This window comes from Bradyrhizobium sp. UFLA05-108, assembly GCF_059803455.1.
On sequence record NZ_JBANAZ010000059.1, the window covers coordinates 1 to 26,078 of the forward strand.

Annotated in this window: 18 protein-coding genes; 5 read left to right on the forward strand and 13 right to left on the reverse strand. The window is 58.7% G+C overall.

All coding sequences use genetic code 11. The features are described from left to right. Positions 1-1,094 precede the first annotated feature (1,094 nt). From SO140_RS33310 to SO140_RS33330, 5 genes are all read right to left on the reverse strand, one after another. The gene (locus tag SO140_RS33310) at positions 1,095-4,151 is read right to left on the reverse strand and encodes an efflux RND transporter permease subunit (protein WP_498543645.1); all 3,057 of its coding nucleotides are present in this window, start codon (positions 4,149-4,151) and stop codon (positions 1,095-1,097) included. 29 nt (positions 4,152-4,180) lie between these two features. Continuing rightward, on the reverse strand, positions 4,181-5,296 hold the full coding sequence (locus SO140_RS33315) for an efflux RND transporter periplasmic adaptor subunit (RefSeq protein ID WP_498543646.1): 1,116 nt from the start codon (positions 5,294-5,296) through the stop codon (positions 4,181-4,183). Then, positions 5,293-6,780: an efflux transporter outer membrane subunit gene (locus SO140_RS33320; RefSeq protein WP_498543680.1), complete on the reverse strand. Its 1,488-nt coding sequence runs from the start codon at positions 6,778-6,780 to the stop codon at positions 5,293-5,295. Before SO140_RS33320 ends, SO140_RS33315 begins: the two co-directional genes overlap by 4 nt. A gap of 462 nt (positions 6,781-7,242) precedes the next feature. Beyond that, positions 7,243-7,854 carry a TetR/AcrR family transcriptional regulator gene (locus tag SO140_RS33325; protein ID WP_498543647.1) on the reverse strand — a complete coding sequence of 204 codons (612 nt, stop codon included), beginning with the start codon at positions 7,852-7,854 and terminating at the stop codon, positions 7,243-7,245. Positions 7,855-8,213: 359 nt separating this feature from the next. Next, a complete protein-coding gene (locus SO140_RS33330) occupies positions 8,214-8,891 on the reverse strand; it encodes a lytic polysaccharide monooxygenase (RefSeq protein ID WP_498543648.1) in 678 nt (225 codons plus the stop codon). A gap of 487 nt (positions 8,892-9,378) precedes the next feature. Here SO140_RS33330 and SO140_RS33335 point away from each other — a divergent pair, with 487 nt between their 5' ends. The 4 genes from SO140_RS33335 (at position 9,379) to SO140_RS33350 (ending at position 13,560) form a co-directional block, all read left to right on the forward strand. Further along, on the forward strand, positions 9,379-10,416 hold the full coding sequence (locus SO140_RS33335) for a cytochrome-c peroxidase (RefSeq protein ID WP_498543681.1): 1,038 nt from the start codon (positions 9,379-9,381) through the stop codon (positions 10,414-10,416). Positions 10,417-10,638: 222 nt separating this feature from the next. Then, positions 10,639-10,800 (forward strand): hypothetical protein, encoded by a 162-nt coding sequence (locus tag SO140_RS33340; RefSeq protein WP_449380716.1) that lies wholly within the window; start codon positions 10,639-10,641, stop codon positions 10,798-10,800. Between the two features lie 732 nt (positions 10,801-11,532). After that, entirely contained in the window at positions 11,533-11,910 is a 378-nt protein-coding gene (locus tag SO140_RS33345) for a Nif11-like leader peptide family natural product precursor (protein WP_498543649.1), read from the forward strand. A gap of 84 nt (positions 11,911-11,994) precedes the next feature. Then, positions 11,995-13,560 carry a radical SAM family RiPP maturation amino acid epimerase gene (locus SO140_RS33350; RefSeq protein WP_498543650.1) on the forward strand — a complete coding sequence of 522 codons (1,566 nt, stop codon included), beginning with the start codon at positions 11,995-11,997 and terminating at the stop codon, positions 13,558-13,560. A gap of 545 nt (positions 13,561-14,105) precedes the next feature. Here the strand turns inward: SO140_RS33350 and SO140_RS33355 are convergent. The 5 genes from SO140_RS33355 to SO140_RS33375 all read right to left on the reverse strand — a co-directional run bounded on the left by SO140_RS33355 (position 14,106) and on the right by SO140_RS33375 (position 19,675). Further along, a complete protein-coding gene (locus tag SO140_RS33355) occupies positions 14,106-14,291 on the reverse strand; it encodes a hypothetical protein (protein ID WP_498543651.1) in 186 nt (61 codons plus the stop codon). Between the two features lie 504 nt (positions 14,292-14,795). Then, complete coding sequence (locus SO140_RS33360; RefSeq protein WP_498543652.1) at positions 14,796-15,731, reverse strand: S1/P1 nuclease; 936 nt, start codon at positions 15,729-15,731, stop codon at positions 14,796-14,798. 1,723 nt (positions 15,732-17,454) lie between these two features. After that, a complete protein-coding gene (gene panC / locus SO140_RS33365) occupies positions 17,455-18,303 on the reverse strand; it encodes a pantoate--beta-alanine ligase (RefSeq protein WP_498543653.1) in 849 nt (282 codons plus the stop codon). Between the two features lie 9 nt (positions 18,304-18,312). Then, positions 18,313-19,191 (reverse strand): 3-methyl-2-oxobutanoate hydroxymethyltransferase, encoded by an 879-nt coding sequence (panB, locus tag SO140_RS33370; RefSeq protein WP_498543654.1) that lies wholly within the window; start codon positions 19,189-19,191, stop codon positions 18,313-18,315. A gap of 46 nt (positions 19,192-19,237) precedes the next feature. Next, the gene (locus SO140_RS33375) at positions 19,238-19,675 is read right to left on the reverse strand and encodes a transposase DNA-binding-containing protein (protein WP_498543655.1); all 438 of its coding nucleotides are present in this window, start codon (positions 19,673-19,675) and stop codon (positions 19,238-19,240) included. Positions 19,676-20,322: 647 nt separating this feature from the next. Between SO140_RS33375 and SO140_RS33380 the strand changes: the two genes are divergently transcribed. Further along, positions 20,323-22,815, forward strand: a complete 2,493-nt coding sequence (locus SO140_RS33380) for an N-6 DNA methylase (protein ID WP_498543656.1) — start codon at positions 20,323-20,325, stop codon at positions 22,813-22,815. A 183-nt stretch (positions 22,816-22,998) separates the two neighbouring features. Here SO140_RS33380 and SO140_RS33385 read toward each other — a convergent pair whose 3' ends face one another. From SO140_RS33385 to SO140_RS33395, 3 genes are read right to left on the reverse strand one after another with little or no spacing between them, the layout of a single operon-like run. Then, a complete protein-coding gene (locus tag SO140_RS33385) occupies positions 22,999-24,288 on the reverse strand; it encodes an adenosylmethionine--8-amino-7-oxononanoate transaminase (RefSeq protein WP_498543657.1) in 1,290 nt (429 codons plus the stop codon). Beyond that, a complete protein-coding gene (gene bioD / locus SO140_RS33390; RefSeq protein WP_449382481.1) occupies positions 24,275-24,919 on the reverse strand; it encodes a dethiobiotin synthase in 645 nt (214 codons plus the stop codon). The genes SO140_RS33385 and bioD overlap by 14 nt, the downstream gene beginning before the upstream one ends. After that, entirely contained in the window at positions 24,916-26,070 is a 1,155-nt protein-coding gene (locus SO140_RS33395) for an 8-amino-7-oxononanoate synthase (protein WP_498543658.1), read from the reverse strand. Before SO140_RS33395 ends, bioD begins: the two co-directional genes overlap by 4 nt. Positions 26,071-26,078: the final 8 nt, after the last annotated feature.

Below are 26,078 nucleotides of genomic sequence, written 5' to 3' on the forward strand. Positions count from 1 at the left end.
TCTCCGAATCTCGTCGGAGCCAATGAATCATGGTCGCCGGTCGGCGGCGAGCGCCTTTTTCAACAGCCTGCTAGAGCCTTACGCTTCTGGCGAATCAATGCACCGTACTCTTGGGATGTCTTCCGCAGAAGCCCTTCCTCGTCGGCGAGCACGGGGTCTCGATGTCCTTAGCCGGCGTGCAGGACAAGCTTCCGTTAAGCCTTATCGACCGAAAGCTCGCCATCCCTCGCTCGGAACGCCTCTTTGTCGGTCGCCGCCGGATTCGTCATCGTCAGCAAGCACCAGCAACAGCAGCAGTCGTAGCCGTTCGGTGCGACAATCATCGCCCTCGATCTCTCCATTCGTGGCCAGCAACCAGACCGCAAAAGTTGCAACCGCTGCATGCATTCACAAGAGGGGGCGCTGCGTACCGGTCGGATTAGGGCCGACGGCAGTAATTTGATCTGGTCGCACGAGCGCGACCGCGAAGTTGCGCCATTGCGGCCTAAGACGGTGGTCTGATGACTTCCGTTTGCAGGCCAACACCGTCGCGCTGCGGGCTATGGATCAGCTTGTAGCATGACGGGACGGCTGGCGGACGACTTCACGGATCAGGCTGCCATTGACGCCAAAAGCACACCCGAATCGAGGTGCTTGTCGCCTACGACGAACACGTGCGTCACCAATTGCTGGTGGAGGGGAAATCCATGCGCCGACGGCAAGGGATGGCGTCCTGCCCCAGCTCTTTCCCGCCGGGCCGCATGCGGGGGGTCGGAAAGAGCGCGGGCTTTGATCGATTAGAAGAGGTACAAATGATCATCGGCGTCGGTACGGAGCCGGGGACACATCACGAGATCGCAGGTCCGCCCAGTTGCTGCGTCTATAGCCGTGATCGTGGAGCTGCCAGACATCAACCACGGCATCTGCCAGCGGCGGACACCAAGCCGGTAACGAGCACCGGGTCCCGGGTCCCCCTTCCATGTCGACGCCAAATCTCAAGTAAGCCCGGCAGCACAACGCATTAACCTGCAGGCATCTCGATGAGCACCCAAATGCCAGGCTGGACCCCTTATTCGTCTCAGCAGCTCTCCGGCGCACAACCGGACCAGAATGCTTCAATTCGAAGCCTCTGCTGTGCCCTCCCGCCCGCGAAGGGCGATGAGCGAGTAGGCGACCGGCACCACGAACAGGGTGAAGAGCGTTCCGATCGATAGGCCCGTGGCGATCACAAGGCCCATGTTGTAGCGGGAAACCGCGCCGGCGCCGCTTGCCGTGACAAGCGGCAGCACGCCCAGCACCATGGCCGCTGTCGTCATGAGAATGGGCCGCAGCCTGATCGTCGCCGCCTCGATGATGGCCTCCGTGCGGCTCCTGCCCTCGGCGCGCAACTCGTTCGCCACCTCCACCATCAAGATCCCGTGCTTGCTGACGAGACCCATCAGGGTGACGAGCCCGACTTGAGTGTAGATGTTGATACTTGCGCCGCCGATGCCAACGCTGATGAAGATCAGTGCGCCGGCGAGCGACATCGGTACCGATATCAGGATGATGAGGGGATCCAGGAAGCTATTGAACAGCGCGGAAAGCGAAAGATAGATGATGATCAGCGCGAACAGGAACATGGTGACGAAGCCGCCCGATTCCTGCTCGAGCTGGCGGGAGGCGCCTGCAAAGTCGGTCGAGTAGCCCGCTGGAAGGGATTTGGCGAGAGCCTTCAGGGTCGCGAGCGCATCCCCCATGGAAACGCCCGGCATCGCCACGCCGGAAATGGTCGCGGCGTTGATCTGCTGGAAATGGTTGAGCGCCTGCGGAGCGGCTTTATTCTCGAGGTGGGCGACCGTCGCCAGCGGCACCATTGTGTTGTTGCTGGTGCGGATCTGGTAGCTCAGTAGTTGCTCGGCGGTGAGGCGGTCGTTCTGCCGGACCTGCGCGATCACCTTGTAGGAGCGGCCATCCAGGCTGAAATACTCGACGTAATTGCCACCCAGCATGGTCGCGAGCGCGCCACCAAGGTCGCTCATCTTCAGCCCGAGATCGCCGGCCTTGTCGCGGTCGAACACGACGGTGCTCTTCGGCTTGTCGATCTTGAGGTCGTCGTCGAGGAAGATGAACTGCCCGGTCTTGACCACCTCCGCCATGAAGTTCCGAGCAACCTCGTCGAGCTCGCTGAACGAGCCCGTCGTGCCAATGACGAACTGGATCGGCAGGCCGTTGCTGCCCGGCAGCGGCGGCGGCTGGAACGCCACCGAACGCGTGCCCGCGATGCCGTTCAGCAGCTCCTGGAATTCGAACTGAAGTGTACCGGTGGACACAGTACGCTTGTCCCACGGCTTGAGCACCCAGCCGGCGATAGCCTGCGCGGGCGTGTCGATCTGGAAGACAACCCCCGTTTCAGGACGCTTTGCAACGAGGTCGTAGAGCTGTTGCTCGTAGAACTGGCGTTGCTCATGAGTGGCCGAGGGCGCCGAATTGGTCATTGTAAGGATCACCCCTTGATCCTCCTCGGGCGCCAGTTCGCTCTTCGAATTCGCATAGAGCCAGGGAATGCTGGCGAGCAGCAGCAGCGCGAAGACCACCACGACGGCCTTGGTGGCAAAAATGGATTCGAGGCGGCGGCGATAAGCAGCAGTCAGCCACTCCAGCGCGTGATCGATCCTGCGTACCAGGCGCGCCTCCCAATTCGTAGCATCCCGCTCGGTCCGGCGCAGCAGCCAGGCACAGTTCATGGGCGACAGGGTTAGCGCGATGACCGCCGAGACGGTGACCGCCCCGGCCAACGTGAAGGCGAATTCTGTGAACAGAGCGCCCGTGAGACCACCCTGGAAGCCGACCGGAACGTACACCGCGATCAGGACCACCGTCATTGCGATGATAGGGCTACCGAGCGCGCGGGCCGATTGGATCGCCGCCTCGACGGGCGGCGTACCCTGATCGATCAGGCGGTGGACGCTCTCGACGACGATGATGGCGTCATCGACGACGAGCCCGATCGCGAGTACCAGGGCCAGCAGCGTCAGGAGATTGATCGAGAATCCCATCAACAACATGAGTGTGAAGGTGCCGATCAGCGACAGAGGGATCGCGATCACCGGGATCAGTACCGACCGCCACGAGCCGAGGAAGAGGAAGACGACAAGAGTCACGATGACAACCGCCTCGACCAGCGAACGGACGACCTCATCGATCGAGCTGTTCACGAACTCCGTCGAATCATAGAGAATCTCGCTGGTGATGCCGTTCGGCAGGTTCGCGCTGATGTCGGGAAGGACCCTCTTCACCCCCTTAATGACCTCGAGCAGGTTCGCGGTCGGCGCCACCTGGATGCCGAGGTAGACCGCCGTCTTGCCGTTGAACTTGGCCGAGCTGTCATAGTCGTCGTTGCCGAGCGTCACGTTGGCAACGTCCTTCAGTCGGACAATCGCGCCGTTCACATGCTTGATGACGAGGTTGCGGTACTGCTCGAGCGAATGGAGGTTGGTCGTGGCCGAGAGATCAACCTGAACGAGCCGTCCCCGCGTCGAACCGAGGCCGGCGATATAATCGTTCCCGGACATCGCGGTGGAGACGTCGCTCGCCGTCAGGCCATAGGCGCCAAGCTTATCGGCGTCGAGCCAGGCACGCAGGGCAAACTTTTTGCCGCCGATCAACTCTGCCGTCTGGACGCCCGGCACGGCCTGCAGCTTGGGCTGCACGACCCGGGTCAGGTAGTCGGTGATCTGGTTGGGAGCGAGCACATCGCTCGCAAACCCGATGTACATCGCATCGATGGTCTGGCCCACCTTCAGCGTCAGCGTGGGCTGCTGGGTGCCGGCCGGAAGCTGGTTGAGGACGGAATTGACCTTGGCATTGATCTCCGTCATCGCCCTGCCGGAATCGTAGTTCAACCGCAGGTTCACCGTGATGGTGCTGGAGCCGGTGGTGCTGCTGGAATTCATGTAGTCGATGCCGTTGGCCTGGGCGATCGCGTTCTCCAGCGGCGTGGTGATGAAGCCGGTGATGATGTCGGAATCCGCGCCGGCATAGGCTGTTGTCACGGTAACGATCGCGTTCTGGGTACGCGGATACTGCAGGATCGACAACGAGGTCATCGACCGCAGTCCGAGGAACAGGATCAGCGCGCTGACCACAAGGGCCAGCACCGGGCGACGGATGAAGATGTCCGTGAAGCGCATCGTATCGGCTCTTACTGCTCGTGCCGCGTTCACTGGTCGACGATTGTCGGCGCCGCCTCGGTCAGCGGAACGTGGGAATTGTCGATCCTCACCGGGCTGCCATTGCGAAGCTTGATCTGGCCCGCGATCACGACGGTCTCGCCGGGCTTGATGCCGTCGGTCACGGCGATGCGGTCGCCCTTCGCCGGCTTGGTTTTGACGAACATCTGCCGCGCGGCGCCCTGCCCGTCGTGCACATTGTCCACGAGATAGACCAGGTCGCCGTAGGCGTTGTTGACGATCGACGTGAGCGGAACGGTGACGATCTCCTCTGGCTTGCCGACTTCGATCTCCACCTTGGCGAACATGCCGGGGAGGAGCCGCGCCGGGTTGTTTGCAATGGTCGCCCGGACCTGAATGTTGCGGCTGGCGCTATCGACCTTGGCGTTGATCGCCGAGATCTGGCCCCAGAAGCGTTCGCCGGGGAAGGCATCCACGGTCGCGGTGACATCCTGGCCGATGACGATCGAGGCCAGCGCCTGCTGCGGCAGAAAGAAATCGACGTAGATCGGATCGAGGCTCTGCAAGGTTACGATGGTCGTCCCGGCGCTTAAAAACTGGCCGATATCGACGGCTCGAATCCCGAGCCGCCCGGCAAATGGCGCCTTGAGCGTCTTCTGCTCGACGATGGCCTTCTGCTGTTCGACCAGGGCTCTGGCGTTCTTCAGATTGGCCTTGTCACTGTCGAGCGTGGCCTGACTGACGGCGTTGAACTTGATCTGCTCCTCGTCGCGCTTGACCACAATCGCGTAGTTCTCGGCGGTCGCCTGCAGCGATTGCAACTTGGCGACGTCGTCGGTCGCGACCAGCTGCAGCAGCGGCTGGCCTTCCGCCACCTCGTTTCCGGAACTGAACTGGATACTCTGCACGATTCCGGAAGCCTGCAGCGCCAGATCGGCGCCGTTTACGGCGCGGAGGGAACCGACAGAAGAAAGGGCGGATCGCCATGGCTTGGTCGTAGCAACCACCGTAGAGACGGTCTGCAGCGGGTTCGTCATGGCCCCAATCGCCTTCCGGATCATGGTGTCCTTGAAGATCTGGAATCCGTAGAGGCCGCCGAACAGGACGGCCATAACGGCCAGCATGATCGTCATGCGCTTGGTCATCGCACTGCTTCCTGGGTTGAGCGGTTGGGGCCGGCGAAATAACCGGGATTAGCGCGAGGCAAGGCATAGGCGGCCTGGTCGGCCCTGTTCCACCAACCGCCGCCAAGCGACTGGAACAGGGCCGCGGTGTCGGCGAAGCGCGCCGCCTGCGCCTTGATGCGCGATATCCGCGCGTTTAGATAGGATTGCTGAGCCGTGATGATGTTGGCGTAGGGGACTGCGCCGGTCTTGAATTGCTCAATCGACATCGAAAGGCTGTCGGATGCAGCCCTCTCCGCTTCGGCCTGCGCCTTCAGCGTCGCGGCGTCGTACTGGATCGCGCGCAGCGAGTCCGCAACGTTCTGGAACGCGGTGATCACAGTGCTCTTATAGGCCGCCATATCCTGTTCGAAGAGCGCCACGTCGGCCTCCTTGCTATGATAGAGCGTGCCGCCGTCGATCACCTTCTGCGTGATGGTGGAGGTCGCATCCCAGACGATCGTCCCCGGCGAAAACAGCTTGCCCGCTCCGCTTGCACCGTAGCTGCCGGACAGCGTGATCTGCGGCAAAAGGTTCGCGACACCGACACCGACGGTCGCGGTCGCCTGATGCAGCGTCGCCTCGGCCTGACGGATGTCCGGACGCTGGCGGACGAGCTCCGAAGGCAAGGATATTGGAAGCCGTCCAGGCAAACGCAGTTCGGCAAGCATGACATGCTCGCCGCGATCTTCGCTCGGCAGCCGCCCAAGATAGGCCATCAACTGATTGCGCTGCTGCGCGAGCTGCTTCTGAAGCGGGGGCAGCGTCGCCTTGGCCTGCGCAAGCGTCGATTCCTGGGACAGCACATCGGACTTGGAGACCGCGCCGATCTCGAACTGATGCTGGATACGCGCCAGCTGATCCGTCTCTGCCTTGACGATCTCTTCAGTCGCTGAGATCTGGTCCCGCAGCGAGGCGTCGGTGATCGCTGCCGTGATCACGTTTGAGGTGAGCGCCAGGTAGGTCGCCTCCAGCTTGAACGCCTGGTAGTCGGCCTGCGCCTCGAGCGCCTCGACCTGCCGGCGTGTGCCGCCCCAGATATCGAGCGCATAGGAGACGCCGACCGACGTATTGAAGAGCTTGTAGAGCGGCCCCTGCTCGCGTGCTGCCGACCCGGTCCCAGTTACTTGCGGAAACAAGGCCCCCTGTTCGGCAAGCACAGTCTCGCGGGCGACGCGGAGGGCAAATTCGGCAGACTGAATATCGGGATGGTTCCGAACAGCCTCTTCAACGAATGCCGTGAGCTTGCGCGAACGAAAGAGTGTCCACCAGAGGCCTGAGATGTCCTCCCCTGGCGAGAAGGACTGCGAATTGCCGCCGAGCGTTTTGGTGCTGTCCGTCGCGGCCACGTGAGGCTCCCGCGTGTAGCGCTCGACAGCCGGGGCTTCGGGCGCAACGAAGTTCGGTCCGACCGCGCAAGAGGCGAGCAATAAGGCAGGCGCGACGACGCCCGCCAAATAGCGCAAGCATCCGAGCCGAAATGTGACGGGATGCCTGGCAATCACGCTCCTTTCGCCGCGCCGTGCTGCCACCAAAGGTACGTGATTAGCGAAAAACGACATTCTCTCCTGACCAACAATAGAACCGTACGGTTCGGTACCGATATTGCGCCAACCTGTCAACTAACCGTACCGCGAGGTACTATTCTTTGATCGCCGCATCATTCCTCCCACAAGTCCAAATCCGGCTTTGCTCGGAGTGTCACATCCGGCGCCTTGACTGCCGGGCGGCGTCAGCCCCCGCAAACCACAAAGATTGGGAATCAAGAGCAAGACTGGCGCCAAGCCGCCGACTCGCGCACGCTAGCGTTCGGGCTCCGCCGCTTGGTGCGTGCGGGCGTATGGCCTCGCGAGAGCCAAGAGTGCGACAGAATAGAAGTGGACTCGAACCCGGGGCGAATTCCCGCAAAAGCCGGACGGCGTGGATTGCTATTGACCGGGCTCATTGGCGCGGCAGGCCGCGAGGAAGAACGAAACCCTCTCCGCCACATGGCCACGAATCTGCGCCCTAAGCCGTTTGGGATCTTCGCCGAACACCGCCCGCATCACGAGCGGTGCGACGACGAGATCCAGGAAGAACTGGGCCGTCTTGGTCAGGCGTTCCGGAGCGAAGGCGGCGTACGCCTTGCCATGCTTCGAGCCAGTCACGTCCTCCAAGACGCCAGCCGTGTGATGAATGCCGCGTTCGCGCATCATTCGCTCTACCTTGGCCAGATCGGGGAAACGGCGCGCTTCGGTCGCCGCAAGACGAAGGAAATCGACACTATCTGCGGCCAGGACATGCTTGAGTATCTCGCTCCCGAGAACCATCAATCGCTCCTCGGGCGTGTCGCCCGATGGCACCGCGCTTTCGTATCCTTCCCGCACCTTCTGCGCGTTGCGCATCGCGATTGCAGCGAACAGCGCCTCTTTTGTTGAAAAACGTGCATAGATCGTTCCCTTGCTGGCACGAGCAAGGCGCGCAATCTCCCCGACGCTGACCCCGGCCAGTCCACGTGCCAGGAACAGCTCACGCGCGGCATTGAGGATGCGCTCGTCCACCTCGGCAGCCAACTCCTTCGGAGGGCGACCAGCGCGGACCGCCTTCTGCGGAGTCTTGCCCTTCTGTCCCATCTGCATTCATTCGCCTCAGCAGTTCGAAAAAGGGCCTCCTGGAAAATATTACGTTGCCCATAATGCGATTTAGCGTGCGCCATGACGGAAGTAAATAGAACTAGTCGGTACACATATTTTGGACGCCCCTGCGCATCTCCCCTCAACAGTCGAAAGCAATCAGCTTATCCAGCGATTCCCTTGCTGGAAAAGGCTGTCTGTGGTGGATCGGTGCAAATCGGCCAAGTGCGGGATTTCGGCGGCAACACCGCCTCGCCGTCAATCGGAGCGGCCGGCGCTCGACGCGCCTAGTGTTCCTCAAACGTCGCATCAACGATTTGATAGAACGCCATTGGGCTGTTGGCGATTTCCCAGACCGCCAAAATAACATGATAGCCGGTGCGCTTTGGCAGGTCGCACGTATGCACAGTGGGCCCCTTGGGCATCAGGTTGGCGTTCGGATCCCAAAACGGCTGGCCGTGATTCTGGATTGTGCAGAATGGCTTCACTTCGAATTGGCTACGAGCAAGTGGAGAGGACGAATCCCAGCCCACCCGTGTGATGAAGTAGTTCCAACGCCGTGTCAGGTGAGCCGCGCTGTATTCCCACCTGAACTTCTGTTTTGCGCCGGGGCGTAACCGAACTTTTTCCCAGCGCGTCGGGGTCTGCTCATCGAGCAAAGGCACATCGCCGCGTACGCTGCTGCCTGCGATAACGCCGTCCCTTGGCGGCGCCGCGTTCTGCACATCAGTCGGCGCGATCGGGTCTAGCAGTCCTCCCTCCAAGGCGGGGAAGAACTTGCCGTTCTCCATCACGTTTGCCCTCCACAAATTAATTGGACAGTCCTTATTTCTGTGTTCGGCGCAGAGCACGACGCGCGAGGCTGGCTCGATGAGGCGCCCCTGCGCGTGCACGCTTGCAACAGCGAACAACGACACCGCAGCGCACAAGAGCACTCCGGACCAGTGTCGAAATATATACCTCATGGTTATCCTCGAGAATTGTCGGATTGGCCGTTAAAGGAAGACCGTGAAACCTGGGTTGCTATCCGCCGTCAGGCAACAACCTGCCGCGCAGCTGGTTACGGAATAGCGCCTCGCCGAGGCGGCGCTCGTAGCTCCTGCAGCTTCTTCGGCACGCACCTCATGATCGCGGCGACGTCTGGTGGGCCGCGCCTAGCTGTCCTGGCATCCAAAGGTGGCCCGCGATGTCAAGGTATTGTGCAATTGGCGTGCCGTTAGAGAAGTGCTTTGCGCCTTCGAAAATAGCGACAAACCGATACGCTTCGTTCGAGGCCGAGCGCCCTGTGTCGGGCTGCTGCCAACATGTCGCGAAGCCGACGTCGAGCAGGAGAGCACCTATCCATTCGCTCGTGAGGCTTGGCTCAGTTTCTGCATGATAACCGGCGAACTTATTGGATGCCCTTCCGAAGACGTGTTGCTCGGTAGCGGCCTCGAAGAAACCGGAAGTCTCATGCGCAAGGTGTCTATTGCTATCGTTCTAGCGCTCGTCTCATCTCATGCTATTGCGAACGACGATTTAATGACGGCGGCGAGACGAATTTTCAAACCCATCCCCTCGGCTATCCCCGCGGTCAAGGACAATCCTGTCACAGTCGCGAAAGCAGCGCTCGGCAAAATGCTATTTTTCGACCCTCGCCTTTCGGCCAGCGGGATCATTAGCTGCAACACCTGCCACAATCTTGGCACCGGTGGGGTCGATGCCGGCCCAACCTCGGTCGGTCACGCCTGGCAAAAGGGAGTGCGTCGGGCGCCAACCGTGTACAATGCCGTGTTTAATGTCGCTCAATTCTGGGACGGACGCGCGCCGGATCTCAAGGCACAGGCCAAAGGGCCCGTTCAGGCAAGCGTCGAAATGAATGCGACGGCGGATCACGTGTTGAACACGTTGAACTCGATGAAGGACTATGTCGATCTGTTCAGACTGGCGTTCCCGGATGATACACCGCCGGTTACTTTCGACAATTTCGCCAAAGCGCTTGAGGCCTTTGAAGCGACCCTCACGACACCGGCGGCTCCGTTCGATCGGTACTTAAACGGCGATGCCAAGGCTCTGGATGATCAGCAAAAGAACGGATTGAAGCTGTTCATGGACAAAGGATGCGCCTCCTGTCATAACGGAATCAATATTGGGGGACAGGATTTTTTCCCATTTGGTGTCATCGAAAAGCCCGATAACAAACTGCTTCCCGCCGCCGACAAGGGACGGTTCGCAGTCACTAAGGCGCCCAGTGACGAATACGTATTTCGTGTCGCCCCCTTGCGCAACGTTGCCTTGCGGGCGCCCTATTTCCATTCGGGTCAGGTTTGGACTCTCAAGGAAGCCGTAGAAGTTATGAGTGAAGTCCAGCTCGGCGCCAAGCTCAGCGAGAAGGAGCAGAACGATATTGTCGCGTTTCTCAATTCACTGAACGGGCGTCTACCCAAGATCGAGTATCCGACATTGCCAACGCGCACAAAGGAGACGCCTCCACCCTCTTTAAGCAAATAGTGTCGTTCTTATCTGTACACTATGGTCAGGTCGCCCTCTCTACGGTTTGCTTGCGGCGCAGCTGCCGGCTTTAGCAGCGACCATGAGCCCTGAACGCCGCCCAACCTGTCGAAGTGGTCTCTCAGCATCGCGACGGTTCCTACCGCGGCCGGCGGACGCGCTGGATCAAAGGTGAGGAAAAAGAGGCATCGCCGATGGATCGCGAGCTGTAACGGAGATCAGATGACGACGGTCATTAAAAATCTGCTGGTCCGAAAGCAGAAGCTTATTGAGCAACTTGATTCCACCCAAGACGAAGAGCAGCGCGAGAACATTGAGCGTCAGCTCGAGCAGATAGGTACTGCGCTTGATCTTCTCGATCGGCCTCAGCAAACGAACGAATGAGAAACCGAGGCGAAAATCCCCACCACGATCTTGAATGTGTGCTCCTGGCTTTTTAGCAATGTTGGCCCCGGATCGTGGCCGCCTTTCCTTAGCGCTTCGTAATCAATTTTCTCGGTATTACCCAGCGGCCGCCGCCCGGTACTTCTTCAGTCTCTGGTCTGCAGTGAGGCGCTGCAGATCCTGAGCCTCTCTGACGGGGATGATCCCGATTCCGGGCTGCGTCAGGGATTGGGTCGGAACACGCCATACCGACATGCGCCGCGATATGCAAAGCATGATGTGCACGGGCAGGACAGCTTGAAACGCGATCCTCGCGCTACCGGTTTTACATCCTCCCAGACCGCTGCGGCGATCTGTCCAAGAGCCTTGGCATGACAGGATCGGACTGTCGCTTTACGTTGACCGTGCGGCCCCAGGCATCGGCCGAAGCGATACCGATTCGAGCGGCGCGGATCGCCCTATGTCCCGGAAGGAAAACGACTGGCGGGATCCGCAACTGCGCTGCCGACCACGTAGAATTGCTGAGCGAAGAACTTCGGTTTGCCAATTTTTAGAGGAACCCGATTGTGGGGTTGGAGACAACATGTCTGCAAGTTGACAATACGTACGACCAAACGACCCGCGCAGAATATTCTAGGCCGGCACGCCGCTTGCTTTGTTTACGACGTCATCGCTTGTAAGGGCAGCAGGGATGGGTAGGCAACATTAGGAAAAGGCGCGCGGAGATTAGCTGTGTCGCAAACTGACGTAGAGAGATTCGTCGACGATCTAGGGCAAAACGGTCGTCTGCTTGAAAACCTCAAACCGTGCGCCACGGGACTTGCACCGATTGTGGCGATGGGAAACCGCCTCGGCTACAACATCACGCTTGATGAGGTGAAAAGTTGCATCCCATTGCCTAGCCGAGAGGAGTACACAACTCAGAAGTTCGACGCGCTTGCAGGACGAAAGCATGGTTCGAGCGTTGCGACGTCGACGAGCCTTGTACAGAGCACTGCGTTGGCTAGCTCCACGGTCGTACCGATGAACACCGTGCAAGTCCCGGAAATGGCCCCGAGCTTCGCCGCGGTCGTTCTCGTCGTTGTCGTTGTTATTGTGGTCGTAGAGTGACGTAAGTTTTAGCTCTCGCCGCGTTGGCTCGGTTGAAGCCGAGCGCGCAGAGAACATGAAAGCAAACTTCGTCATGGGGAGAACATGCCATCAGTCCTCCAAAATGCGGCGACGGCTCACCAGCACCGTCAGGGCGAACACTGCCGACAGTTTTTCGACCGCCGCACCCCCGAGCAATGGCGCACGTTGTCACACGCCAAGCGCTTCATGGAGCGGCTTGCCGGCGATATGGAGTTCCGCAGCGCGCTTTCGGAGAACGTCGATGCGCCTCGAACGGTAACAGAACGCTACGGCATCGAAGTTGACCCGATGGAAATACTGCCGCTCTGGCGCGCTGACCACCTGAAATACCGCTTCAAGACGGATTCTGCCCCGTGGCCGCTGGCTATGATGTGGGACGAGTATACCCGCGAGATGTTGCGCCATCGGGACTTTCTGCGCAACAGAGGCGAGATGTCGACAATCAACCCGCGCTTTCATGCCTGGCGCGAACGCCAAATCCGGCGCTGCGATGACGAATTGGGCAGATCGGCGCCGTCGTTTACGCACCCCATTATCGCTTTCGAGCTGAGCGAAGGCTGCAGCGTCGGCTGCTGGTTCTGTGGCCTCTCGGCCGACCGCTTCAAAGGCTATTACGAGTATAGCAAAGAACAAGCAGAGCTTTGGCGTGGCGTGGTTGGCGCTACGAGCGAGATGTTTGGTTCGGCAGCCCGTACTGGCTTCTGCTACTGGGCCACAGATCCTATGGATAACCCACACTACGACCGCTTTCTGTTCGACTACTATCAGATCACGGGCGCATTACCGCAAACAACGACGGCCGCGCCGCTCAAAGATGAGACACTCACGAGGCGCGTGCTCGAGCTTTTCAACCTGCACGGTACTACGACGAATCGTTTTTCCGTGTTGAGCACAAGACATCTCAATCAGATTCACACAGCGTTTTCGTCTGAGGAGCTGATGGGTGTCGAACTTATCCTGCAAGGCAAGGAGGCGCCGATCGCAAAGGCTCTCACCGGGCGGGCGCGCGAGCGAAAGGAGAAGCTCAGGGGCGCCAACAGGGATGATGCAATCGCCTTGCTGGAGCGCGACCACACGACGATCGCCTGTGCTTCTGGCTTCCTGGTAAATATGCCCCAGGGACGTTTACGACTGGTGACGCCGGTGCCGGGTAGCGAACGCTGGCCTCTCGGGTACCGAATCGTCGGTGAACGCTTCTTCAGGACGCCTGACGAGTTCCGGGAGGGACTGCAGAGAATGATCGACCAGCATATGCTCGAGAGCCCAGCCCCCGACTTACCGATCCGATTCCGCAGGGACCTGCAATACAAAGCAGGAAACCGCTCCTTCCATCTGCGCTCGCGCAACATGGAACACCACGTGCTCGACGATGTCGCGCCAACTTCCGTTGGCCATCAAATCGCGTACGGCAATTGCACCGCGTCGGAGCTGGTTATGCGGGTCACGACTGACGGAACGAGCGTCCTTGCAGTCGCCGACCTGCTCGATCAGTTATACGCAGCCGGGGTGATCGAAGAGGACCTCGATGACCGCTTGGTGTGGCAGACCAGCGACGACGTGACGAACCGCATCGAAGGGACCAAACACGCGGCCTCCCGCACGGGCGTGGATCGTTTCGCTTCCTATTGAGTACCGCACATCGCCCTGAACGAGCTGCACCATCTTGCCATCTCGCAAGTCGCGGAGCGCGGGTGACAAGCCAACGCAGGTCAGTCAAGCGCAAGGCCGAGGATGTCCAACGATCGGGGGTGATGATCGTGGCCTGGCGTTTCTCCATCAAGAAAACGAACTGACTACCCGCCGGGCTTGATGCTGGTGCTTGTATCCAACCCGTTGGCGAACGCCCAGCTACAAGCCTATTTCGAATGCTTCTCGGCTGGATATTGTACGGACGGGTGTTGGGTGCCGTTTGACATTCGAAGAGACGTTGCGGATCGTTGCCGAGAATCCCGCTCGGGAGGCCTTCGCGCGCGAGCCGGCACCACATGAGCAATTGGCTCGCAGACGAAGTCATTGCGGCGCACCGTTACCGATACTACTCGTGATCCGCCGTAGCTCGTGCCTCTGGATCACCCGGCTCGCGCCAGCCCCCCGGATCAGCCTGCATGGCGGGAAAGCCATGGCGACAGAGCCGACACCAATTTGCTCGTCTATGCTGAGCGGCCGCCTGCGCGTCACTCTGGCGCGATCGTCGCAAGTCCCGCTTCAATGACTGCGATTTCTTGGCTTACTTGCGCGACGACTTGTCTTGGATCGATGCCGCTGACGCTCTTTAGTTGCTTCAGCAACCCCTGCCGATGCGCAAGAAGGCTCTCCAGCGCGCCACGGTCGTTCAGCTTGACATAGCCGTTGACGATCAACTCAACTGAATGCGACATCTATCTCTCAAATAAACGAATACCCTGAATTTGCTAATATATCGGATCCCGCAGCACCACGCAGCATCGCATTGCGGAAACCTTGATTAGTAAGACTAACGAGCAAAGCTCCTTGTCGCCCTACATGAACCGCGCCCATTTTGGTGGCGGTCGCGGACGTGCCGATGTCTCGCGTAACCGGCGCCTTCGCGGCAAGGGGCCGCCGCCTCCAGAAGCGGCGGCCCCGCTCAACGCGAGCGGCCAATGCTGCTAAATAATAGGAAGGCGGCGATTTTTCGTTCGCGCCTTCTATTCTCCCGAAGGCGCTGGCATGAATCTCAATGGAAGCACACTGCGTCTTGGCATGCCTGTTCTCACGCGAAGCGATACGGCGAGCTGCTGTGAACTCGAAAAACGTCTAGCCGTGATGCTCGCCCATCGAACCTTTACTGTTGGGATGCTTGGCCGTCGTGTGCAACAACTTAAGATGAGCACCCAGACGGACGCTCATTTGAATGCGTCGTTGAGGATCGCCGCGATCCTAGCGCCGGCGAGCGCAATCCGCTGGTTCGCGATCCTGTGGGCCCTCGACTGATAAGCCTGCGTGAGCTTGTACGGGCCATCGCCGCCACGGATCGGCGGCGCGTACACCGACTGCTTGGCGATCTCGAAGCTCTCCTGGATCCAATCGTTTTCATCCGTCGAACCGCTATCGACCGTACGAAGAGCCGCCGCGGCGTCGATCGCATCCTGTGGTGGCGCGCTGGTCGGTCCCAAGAGCCCGTCCCAGAACGCGTGGAGCTCTCTGGCGCTTCCACACTTGGTGCACTTGATCTTTACGTCGTTCCCTCCAGCGTCGCCGTCTTGCTCGGCGTGCGTAAAGCGGGAGGTCGCATGCAACGGTTGATGCAGGTCACCGACCAGATGCAGCAGCCAGGAAAGATCGTATGAGCGCACGTCGTCCGGTGCCGTCTTATCCGCAAGCGTGCTCTTGAAGATGGCAACCTCAGTTTGTGCGTTGGGCGATTGCGGGTGCTGCAAGGGGGTACCATCCGTCGAAAACGGCTCGTCAATGAAGTGCCAGTACTTGTGTCGGAAGTGATCTGCATAGCCGATGTTCTGCGAAGCTTCGGGCGTCTGCGGCGCAACATCGCCGTTTCTGTCGCCGTCGTTGTGGTAGTCACTGAGCGATTTGATCTGGTCCGGCCACGTCGCCGCCTTGACGAACGCGATTTGGTCACGCTGGCTTGCCGGCACGCCCTGGATCCAGCCATCGTATTGAGGATTGAGTTTGAGTAGGCGCGTGGCTTCCTGCTTGGCGGCGGGCGTCAGCTGACTCCAGGCCAGCGCAGCTGCCTCCATGTGTCCGAAGTTATTCCAGGCGTTGGCGGGCCCGCCCAAGAGCACTGCACAGCCCAAAGCGATCCAGAAACGTCTCTTCATGGAAATCCTCATTGAAATGGAAATGCAAAAGAACCCGCTGACGTTGCGGATACAAATTCATACACGTCATTTATGTCGTCGAAAAGAAGGAAAGACGGCGCTTGCCACGTAAGAGCCGCTTCGGGGCAACGCGTGGTTCAAACCAAGTGAGGATCGCAATGCCGTGGACGTCTTGCCAGAGCGACGCCTGGTCGCCGTCCTCGTCATCACGCAAGCTCCCATCAGCTCAATCCGCACACACCATCGCAAGTCCCGCGCGGTCCACACCACTGCGAGGTTAAGCCAATGGAGATCTTTCAGACTTGGAGGGCTCGCCGGGACGCGCCACCGTATTAATCCATGACATTGTGGTGAGGCCGACCTTAAGCCAGCATGAAGCTGCACTCAGCAAGGCCTCGAATCCAACAGGAACGAGAGCTTGCGTATCGTGCCTAAAGAAGTCCCGGGCTGTCAGGTAAGGGAAGGCGATGGCTGTCAGGTGACGACGTCGATAGCAGTCGTACCCGCAATATCCTCCTCCCGTTATCACGTCTCGCACATAACCTGGACCTAAGGACCGAGCACATCCGCTGCAGGTTCTGTTGCCGTGCGGGGTCCTGTGATTCACGAGGATGAATTTCATAGCATGGCCCGTAAGTGTGTTCATCCAGCCCGGACTTGTCAGCGATCCCTGTATTCGAAGTCCCGCCGATCTCGGGGCAACCGCAGACCACATGGCATGTCCTGCCGATCTCGATGGGGCTAGGCCGCTCGCAGCCAGGACAGCCATCTATGATCGCCCTCCCGCCGCACCCTGAAACGGTCGACGCACTTCTTGGAACACAGAGCCGTTCGCCAACAGTAGTAGCGGATCAGACCGAACCTTCCACCGCAGATCGCACAGCACCTTGCTGTGCCATGCCCCGAATTATGGGAGCAGTCTTGCATTCTTGCCTCCTATCGGCGTTACGTGGATAGCCTCGCGCCCGGCATTTCCTTCGGCGCAGCACTACGCGCGCAAACCACGCGCGATTTCGGCCGGCGCCAACCTTCCTGCGTGTACGGGACACCGTGCGCCATCGCTTGATTGCGCACCGATTTGACGCAGTAACCGCTCTATTGGAGGGCTTCGCCGATGTTGCTAACTATAAGCGTCGTTCGATCTTGATTAGTGCAATCAGTAGCGGACTTGAGCCTAAATCCTGCACCCCATCGGCAATTTTCGACGAAATTTAGCGAGATCGATCGACAACTTGCATCTGGCCCGCCTTCGCACTCTCAAAGCGCAGCAATCCGACGCCCGGTGGTCTCGAACTGTTCAAATCAGCATGGACACCCGGACCGGCCGATGTGTTGCACTCTGTGGCTGGCTTAGCCTGAGGCCCTCAGCGTTCCTTGCGAAGGCGGACGACACGGCAGATCAAACTTGGTCTTATCTGCGTTTCGTTAAATCAAGGTACAGCAACTGCGCAGTTGCGGGCCAATCACCGCAAAACTACTACACGACACGAATCGGAAGGCGTGACGCGAGGGATATTCACACCCTTCATATCTTCTTGCAGCCGCTGGCCCGCGCCATCGGGCGAGAGAGAGAAAGTATGCCACCCACTTCGCCTGTTTCGTTATGTGCTTGATATCGTGAGGCTCGCACTCATGCTCAGCAGTGAGCATCGCGCGCCGCGAGCGCGCCTTACCGCCCAGAATCGTGGAGCCGCGATATCGTCGCCAAGCCCGATCGCCCGTACTACGTGCTCTCGTCCGCCTTGAGGATTACGTTATCGATCAGCCGCGTCGAGCCGACGTAGGCCGCAGCGCACAGAGCCGCAGGATTAATCAAGGGACTGGAGGCCGGCTCAAGCGTGTCGGCATCGACCAGCTCAAGGTACTGTAGCCGATCGACCTCATCCAAATGCCGCCTGGCGATCGTGATAAGCTTCTCGCATTCGCGCTCACCTGCATGGAATTCGGCCTCCGCCGCGAATAGTCCGCGACTGATCGCAAGAGCCCGCCGGCGCTCGTCTTTATTGAGATAGCGATTGCGGCTACTCATGGCGAGCCTGTCCGGCTCGCGAACGGTTGGCACTGTGACAATCTCGACGGGGAGATTGAGATCAACTGCCATGCGACGGACGACCGAGCATTGCTGGAAATCCTTCTGCCCAAAAAATGCGATATCCGGCCGCACCATGTTGAACAGCTTGCAGACGACTGTCGCGACACCGCGAAAGTGCCCAGGCCTGAAAGATCCGCACAAGGGTTTTGATAGTTCGCCGGGATCGATGAAGGTCTCAAACTGGGCCGGATAGACCTCCCCTGCATCCGGAGCAAAAAGAATGGTCACGCCGGCATCACGGCACAGCTTCTCATCCCGCAGAAAAGCACGCGGATAGGTGCCGAGATCTTCGTTCGGCCCGAACTGGGTGGGATTAACGAAGATGCTTACGACCGTGATGGCGCATTGCGCACGGCTCGCCTCGACCAATGCCAGGTGGCCGTCGTGCAGATAACCCATTGTCGGCACGAAGCCGACCCGTTTGTCACGAGCTTTTGCGAGGGCGGTACGAAGCTCAGCGACCGTCGTAATTGTTTGCATGTTTGAGCTTTACATCAGGTTGGATTGGGGGGGCGTCCAGCTTGAGATCGCCGCGCTCAAGCCGTCGGGAAGCCGATAGGATTCTTGGGGCGTCGGGAACACGCCGTTGCGGACGTCTGCGGCCCAGTGTGACAGCGGCTCCTGCAACAGCCAAAAACCCTCGACATAGGTACGAACGAATTTTGGCCGACGGCCTTCGGTTAGGCCTAGCACGTCATGAAACACAAGTACCTGACCCGAACAACTGGGACCAGCCCCGATTCCAATCGTCGGTATCGCCAGGACCTCGGTCGTTCGGGCGGCGAGCTCCGCCGGGATCCCTTCCAGGACCAGAGCGAAGCATCCGGCCTCCTGCAGACGGTAAGCGTCGTCGAGCAGACGTAAGGCATCATCGGCCTTCCGACCCTGCACCTTGAAACCACCCATAACATTGACGCTCTGCGGCGTCAGGCCGAGATGGCCCATCACCGGAATCTCACAATCCACCAAAGCACGTACGATTTCGGCACGCTTGGCCCCACCCTCAAGCTTCACCGCGTCGGCCCCACGTTGCAGGAAACCTCCAGCGTTGCGGATGGCCTCCTCAGGACCGAGGTGAAAGCTAAGAAAGGGCATGTCGGCTATAAGCAAGGCGTGAGGCCTTGTCCGCGCCACGGCCTCCAGATGATGATTCATCATCGCCATGCTGACCGGCAGTGTGTTGTCGAATCCGAGGCAGACGTTGCCAACGCTGTCCCCGACAAGGATGACATCGACGACGGGGTCGGCAATGCGTGCCGTCACCGCATCGTAAGCGGTGGTCATTACGATACGCCGCCCCTCCGCCTTCCACCGCTGCAGCGCTGGAATAGCGACACGCTCGACGAGTGGTTCCGAAGTATGGCTCATCTTAACTCCGATCCGTCGACTGCCCCACATCCGGCGTCGTCGCTTCCTATGGAAGGCGAAAGAAAGTTGTCAATGGTGGCAAGAAAAAAGGAAAGACATTCCTCTGAATGAGCAGCAGACACACCAAAAATCCAGTGATCGCTCGATCATCGTGCAAAACCTTCCAGGTCGCCACCGACCTACGGACCGATTGCGCGGCACGCGCTTGTCGGTGTACCGGACGGCAGTTCCACTTTCTCGCCTCGACGTCACCAGGGAAATCTCGGCAATACGGCGGCCGTCGATCCCAGGGTATCGGGCACCATGTATTCTGGACCGTCGAGCTTAGCCGACAAGTCACGCGCAGACGCATCATCCGCGCACTTCTTGCGCCCGCGCGTCGCCTCGAGGTGGCGACCGAGCTGACCCATTCGTTGGAGAAATAACGATAGGCGGCCTTCGTGTTAGTCCAATCTTGACAAACCAGCGGGATGCTTTGACCCATGTCGCTCCCGATTTGTTCGAGCAATTGTAGGACCGGCGCCCAAGCCGCTGATCCTTAAACTCGCATCCCGCAACTTCTCAAAGAGCGCAAGTCCCCTTTCAGGATTCCTTCACGTGATTGAAAGCATGGCGCCGCCGCTTTTTGATTTTGGCCCAATCTTTCGACGGTCCGCCTCGATAAGGCCGAACTGCAGACCGCGCAAGATACGGGCTCGCACGCATTTTGCATGTTTGCAGCGCCTCGATATTGGATTTCGAAGGAAATCTGCTCATCCGATCGTGTATATGGCGCGCGGTTGAAATGCGGGTCGACTCGCATGCTAAGGTTGATCAAGTGTAGGTTGCGAAAGTCCATGATGAGCATAGTCAATATTATTGCGATCGTTTGTGTCTTCCCGGTGCCAGCGGCCACGTTGGTATCGTCGGCGCGCGTCTGGTGTTTGGTGGGCGAGGCGCGATAACTTCCGGAATAACGGATGATAGGCAATATCTCGCGCCGCTTGCGCTCGTCCTGTTCCTTTCGGCCAACGTCCTCATAATCTTGTCGTTTGGTCTATCGGGCTCGGATCGCACCTCACCGGCGCTTCTCTCCTCGTATTGGTGGCGGTGCTTACGCTGCAAGGCTATGCGCGGCCCGTTGTAACAAAAATGAAGCTGCACTCTGAAACCGATACGGTAGTAAAACGGATTCTGCCCTATCTTCGTCGTCGCGGTTACGACATCGAAACCGATGTCGATTTTGAAGCCGCAACGACGCATCCCGAGAGATACACGAAGGGATATATCGACCTGCTGGTTACCTGCGGAAAGCCCCGGCCGCTTTTCTTGATCGAAGCGAAGCGATCAACCCGAGCACTCACCGCTGCAGACGCCAAGCAGGCAGTCGATTATGGAAGGGCTCAGAAGGTCCCATTCGTGATCGTGACGAATGGCCAAGACGTTCGGGCATTCAATTCTGAGAATGGAAAGCCAATCAAATGGGATGGAAAACTGATCGGCAAGATTCCAAACAAGGAGCAGCTAAAAATTGTCATCAGCGCTCTGAAAGCCGATCCGAATGCATTGGCAGTGCCGCTGGGCAAGGACAGCAGCTTGCCATTTCGGCCAGGTCTGCCCTTGAAGCAACTAAACGCTTTGTTCGCACGCTGTCACAATGCAATTCGTAAAATCGAAAAGAACGAAGAGCATGCGTTTGATGATTTTTCTAAACTGCTCTTCTTGAAATTGCTGGAGGAAAAAGCGGACGTTGACGATTTCAAACTGCCGTACTCATACCGCTTTCATGTACTGGCCGCGCGGCCTGAATCGGAGTCCGATCAGGTGCGGGACGCCATAGAGAAGATGATCAGACAGATTCGGAAAGAGACATCATATGGAGAAGTCCTAGGAGTACCGATCCATCTGAAGAAGGCCCGAACCTTCCGCTATATCGTCCAACAGCTATCTGGCGTGTCGTTTTGTGACAGCAGTCTCGATTCTAAGGGCGCAGCCTTCGAGTACTTTGTTCGGGCGACCTTGAAGGGCAAAAAGCTGGGGCAGTACTTTACCCCGCGCCCAGTGGTGCGGCTCATGAGCGTTCTTGTTGGACGTGACAAGATTTACAATTCGGTCCGAAGCGGATCATCGACCAAGGTCCTTGACCCTGCGTGCGGCACGGGCGGATTTCTTGTCTATCTCATGCAAGACGCGCTGGCGCGGGCAAGCATTGACCTGTGGAGCAAGAAGCTTACCAAGAAAGCGCATGATAGGATTTGCCTCAAACTGATGCGCGAAACGTTCTTTGGGGCCGATGCAAATGAAGGCGTTGCGTGCGCAGCCAAGATGAATATGATCGTCGCTGGCGATGGTCACACCAACATTCAACCGGAAAACAGTCTTGCGTCGGACTCCGTCATTTGGAACAAGGATAGTCCAAACTGCGATTTGATCATCACGAATCCGCCGTTTGGCGCATCGGAGAGCGACGCTTTCGCAGAAGGCGATTGGACTCAGTACGACATTCATGCCACGACCACGCAGCCTTTGTTTCTTCAAAAGATGATTGCGTGCACTGTCCCCGATGGAGACATTTGCACTGTGATCGATGACGGGCTGCTTAATACAGCCTCTGGTCGAGAACTGCGGCGGCTGATCTTTCAAAAGACCAGAGTCCGCGCGGTGGTCCGATTGCCAGAGGAAACGTTCAAGCCCAACAAAATCAATGTCAGGTCTAGTATCGTGCTGCTTCAGCGCTATGATCATGATGATGTTGACTTGGAAAACAGTTATCCGGTCACCTTTGTTGCCTTGGATGGCCTTGGCTACGTCGGTTCCGGCGAACCGATCCGGGGATTCGATTTTGATGCGCTGCTGTCCTCCATTGAAGCAGGGGCAATGAATACCTCTGCTGGATCACAGCGCAGCTCCAGCGATTGGCACGCATTCGATGTTGACTCTCAGAGGTTCAAGGAAGGCGACGCCTTCCGACTGGACCTGAAGTATTGGGAACCTGATACGTGCAACAAGATCGAAACCCTAGCCAAGTCTGGTGCGGCTTCGATCAAGAGCCTCAATACGATCCAGACCAGGCGAGGCAGAAGTCCGAAAGCAGAGACCTACGTTGACGAAAAGGACGGCTACGCCCTCGTTGTGAAGGCTGGAAGCAACATCACGAAATTTGGCGACCTCTTGCTTGAGGGTGATTACGTCGAAAAAGCGGTTTATGACGAAATGGGAGCCGTCCATTTGCAGAAAGGCGATGTCCTGTTGGCTTCCACCGGGAGCGGCACCCTTGGCAAGGCGTGCGTCTATGACTCCAAATGGCCGGCAATTGCCGACGGCCATGTCACCATTATCCGTGCAGATAAGAGCAAGGTGAACCCGTACTACCTCGCTGATTATCTCAGGGCTGGGGGCGGCGCTATTCAGATTGAACGACTCTATACGGGGGCGACTGGATTGATTGAGTTGCAGCCGGAAGAGGTAGACCAGATTCTGGTTGACCTGCTATCGGGCCTAGATGAACAAAAATCGGTGTCGGACAAGCTGCGTGGAGCCGAAAAGTCGTTCCAAAAGGTCCAGCACGGCGCTGAAATGAACCTGAGCCAAGCAAGGGCACAATTCGCCAAGCCGACCCACCTGTCAGTTATGAAGATCGCCTAGCGACTTTTTTGTGTAGGCCCAACTATTTGGGCAGGCGGCTGTTATTGTGCAAGGCTGGCCCGCTTGTGCCGGCCCCAGTTTTTTGTGGCCAGATGATCGGCGTGACGCAGCTTTTGCCGATGAATTCGGTCAATGAGGCATCCGCGCGCTCCTTCCAGCTGGCTCTGGACGAAAGACGCTCTCTCACACTAGCTCGTTAAATGCCTTCCTTCCAGCTAGCGCCTCAGCAGCATCCCAGATGCCAGCATAGATCTCGTCAAGATCTGAACTCGTCGCACAATACGGCGGCATGACGTAGATCGTATTGCCGAGCGGCCGCAGCAGAAGATTTCGCTTCTTGAAGAAGGCGTGAAGCTTTGGACCCATGTCCGCTAGATAACCCGGATCGCTCGTCTTCAGATCGAGCGCTGTAATCGTGCCGGTCCGACGAACGTCTTCAAAGCGTGCATCTGCCCGGAATGGCTCAATTGCCTGATCTTGCATCGCGGCGATCGCCGCCACGCGCTGGTGGGTGTGGGGATCTTGCCAGAGATCCAGATTAGCTTTTGCTGCTGCGCAGGCCACGGGATTTGCGGTATACGAACTCGAGTGGAAGAACGTGCGCGTCCGATCTTTCGAATAGTGCGCATCGAAAATATCCCCGCGACAGAGTGTTACCGCGAGGGGAAGCGCTCCTCCCGTAATTCCCTTGGAATAACAGACGATATCGGGTGTGATATTGGCCTGCTCGCACGCGAAGAGTGTTCCAGTGCGGCCCCAGCCCGTCATGACCTCATCGGCAATGAACAGGACGTCGGATGCCTCGCAGATGCGCTTCATCTCTCTGAGAACCCAGGCCGGATACATCTGCATTCCACTAGCCCCCAATATCAGAGGCTCGACAATAAAGGCTGCCGGAATTTCGTTTCGACATGCTGACTCAAGGGCGTCGAGCGTGTCCTGCTCATGACCTGTTGCCGGAAACGGGACCGAGGTGACGTCGAACAGCAAGGGCCCGTACGCCGCGTTGAACACGCCCCTAGCCCCAACCGACATCGCGCCAACCGTATCGCCGTGATACGAATGTTGCATCACGATGATGCGTATTCGCTGCTGGCCGACATTATGCCAATAGCCGAGCGCCATTTTTAGCGCGACTTCCACGCTCGTAGAGCCGCTGTCGGAGAAGAAGACATGCTCGAGCCCGCGAGGCGCGAGTTTTAGAAGCTCGGCCGCAACTTCCTCGGCCGGATCGTGGGTATGGCCGGCAAAGATGATCTGGTTGAGCTTGCCTGCCTGTTCCTGAATCGCGCGCACAATATATGGATGACAATGACCATGCGTCACCACCCACCAGGATGAGATTGCATCGATGATGCGGCGACCATCCGCGGTGTGAAGATAGGCGCCCTCGCCCCGAACAATCCTCGTCATCTCGTCTTGAAGGGCGTGTTGCGTGAAGGGATGCCAGATCGGCGACTTATTCTTTGGCATACAACTTGAAACTATCTGCACGAAATGAGGCCTTGAATGCTGCCTCTAGCGTGTCCGCCGTGAGGGGAGAGAGCCATGGCAATCGACCCAACCAACGCACCCGCCCCATCTCGCGAATGATGGTCTGGGTTTCGGCGTTTCTTTCGCCAATGAAGGCCATCCCGAGAATTGGGATCTCACGCTTTCGGAGCGCCTCTACCGACAGCAGCGAATGATTGATGGTACCCAGTTCTGTGCTTGCGCAAAGCACGACCGGAAGCCGCCATCGCTCGAACACATCAATGTAGAGTGTGTCGCCGCTCAGCGGCACCATCAACCCGCCCGCGCCCTCGATAACCAACGGCTGCCCGCCGGTATCTGGCACTTCAAGCGAATCTGGCTCGATGCGCACTCCGTCAAGCTCGGCAGAATAGTGGGGCGATGCTGGCGTTCGAAGGCGGTAGCGCTCTGGCAGGATGCGATCGGCCGACAGGCCGCCCAGCCGCGCCACAGCCTCGGCATCGGTCTCTTCGCCGAGGCCAGCTTGAATCGGCTTCCAATAGATCCCGCCGAGGAGTTTCGCAAGCCCTGCGGCAAACACCGTCTTTCCGATTCCGGTATCTGTACCCGTCACCACGATGCTTGGGCTCATAGAAGTACACCTCTCGTCTCCTCGATCAAGGCATCGAGCATTGCACGCACGTCGTCCTCGCTGACGTTGAGTGTTAGTGAGATTCGCAAGCGGGCTGTACCCACTGGCACGGTTGGCGGCCGGATCCCACGGATATCGAACCCGCGAGCCTGCAGTGCAGAAGCGAGCCGCATCGCACGCGCGTTGTCGCCCACGATGTATGGCACGATTTGCGAATCGGACGGACTTTTCCAACCGCACTCGCTCATCTGCCGGTGCGTGAACCCGACCAGCTCGGTGAGACGCCGCTGATGCTCAGGTTCCTGCTGAATGATCAGAATCGCCTCCTGCACGGCGACCGCCATCAACGGCGAGGGTGCGGTAGCAAAGATAAATGGACGGCAACGATTGACCAGGAAGTCTCGCAGCACGCCAGACGCAGTGACGAGCGCGCCCGCAGCGCCCAGCGCCTTGCCGCAGGTATGAACCACCAGGAGATTTTCTCGTCCCTCATAAGGCGCGGTGAGCCCCCGTCCCTGCTCACCGTAAACACCCGTGGCATGGGCCTCATCGACCATCAGGAACGCATCATGCCGGTCGGCGAGCGCAACCAGCTCTTTGAGCGGCGCAAAATCACCGTCCATGCTGTAGAGACTTTCGACCACGATCCAAATGCGGCCCACCCCGCCGTCTGCCCGCCAGTCACGAATCGTGCGTTCGACCGCCTCCGGGTCGTTATGCGCACTTATACGAAAATTAGCGCGGCTTGCTCGCGCGCCTTCGTGAATGCTCGCGTGTACAAGAGAATCGAGAACGAGGAGATCGCCCTTCTGCGGCACCGTTGTCAGGACCGCGAAATTTGCGACATACCCGCCGCCAAAGAAGAGCGCCGTCTCGGCACCAAAGAACCTGGCAGCTTCAGCTTCCAGACTTTCGTGCTCCTCGCAATTGCCGCGCAGAAGCCGCGAGCCGCCGGCTCCGATCGGCGTGCCGGCCTCGATCGCTGCCAAAACAGCCGCTTTCATGCGCGGCGCGCTCGCGAGCGCCAAATAGTCGTTCGACGTGAAATCGATTCCTTCACGCGGATTGAGGCGGCGCAACCGGTGGTCTTCTTTCAGAGCATGCAACGCTGCGGCATATCCGGCAATTTTTCCCGCGTGGATTGAATTCATTCTCATTT

Bases quoted from the DNA above. Each gene is read 5' to 3' on its own strand.
- SO140_RS33335 (WP_498543681.1), top strand. From the start codon at position 9,379: ATGCGCAAGGTGTCTATTGCTATCGTTCTAGCGCTCGTCTCATCTCAT.
- SO140_RS33350 (WP_498543650.1), top strand. From the start codon at position 11,995: ATGCCATCAGTCCTCCAAAATGCGGCGACGGCTCACCAGCACCGTCAG.
- SO140_RS33385 (WP_498543657.1), bottom strand. From the start codon at position 24,288: ATGCCAAAGAATAAGTCGCCGATCTGGCATCCCTTCACGCAACACGCC.
- bioD (WP_449382481.1), bottom strand. From the start codon at position 24,919: ATGAGCCCAAGCATCGTGGTGACGGGTACAGATACCGGAATCGGAAAG.
- panB (WP_498543654.1), bottom strand. From the start codon at position 19,191: ATGAGCCATACTTCGGAACCACTCGTCGAGCGTGTCGCTATTCCAGCG.
- SO140_RS33360 (WP_498543652.1), bottom strand. From the start codon at position 15,731: ATGAAGAGACGTTTCTGGATCGCTTTGGGCTGTGCAGTGCTCTTGGGC.
- SO140_RS33310 (WP_498543645.1), bottom strand. From the start codon at position 4,151: ATGCGCTTCACGGACATCTTCATCCGTCGCCCGGTGCTGGCCCTTGTG.
- SO140_RS33395 (WP_498543658.1), bottom strand. From the start codon at position 26,070: ATGAATTCAATCCACGCGGGAAAAATTGCCGGATATGCCGCAGCGTTG.
- SO140_RS33380 (WP_498543656.1), top strand. From the start codon at position 20,323: ATGAAGCTGCACTCTGAAACCGATACGGTAGTAAAACGGATTCTGCCC.
- SO140_RS33315 (WP_498543646.1), bottom strand. From the start codon at position 5,296: ATGACCAAGCGCATGACGATCATGCTGGCCGTTATGGCCGTCCTGTTC.
- SO140_RS33340 (WP_449380716.1), top strand. From the start codon at position 10,639: ATGACGACGGTCATTAAAAATCTGCTGGTCCGAAAGCAGAAGCTTATT.
- panC (WP_498543653.1), bottom strand. From the start codon at position 18,303: ATGCAAACAATTACGACGGTCGCTGAGCTTCGTACCGCCCTCGCAAAA.
- SO140_RS33375 (WP_498543655.1), bottom strand. From the start codon at position 19,675: ATGGGTCAAAGCATCCCGCTGGTTTGTCAAGATTGGACTAACACGAAG.
- SO140_RS33330 (WP_498543648.1), bottom strand. From the start codon at position 8,891: ATGAGGTATATATTTCGACACTGGTCCGGAGTGCTCTTGTGCGCTGCG.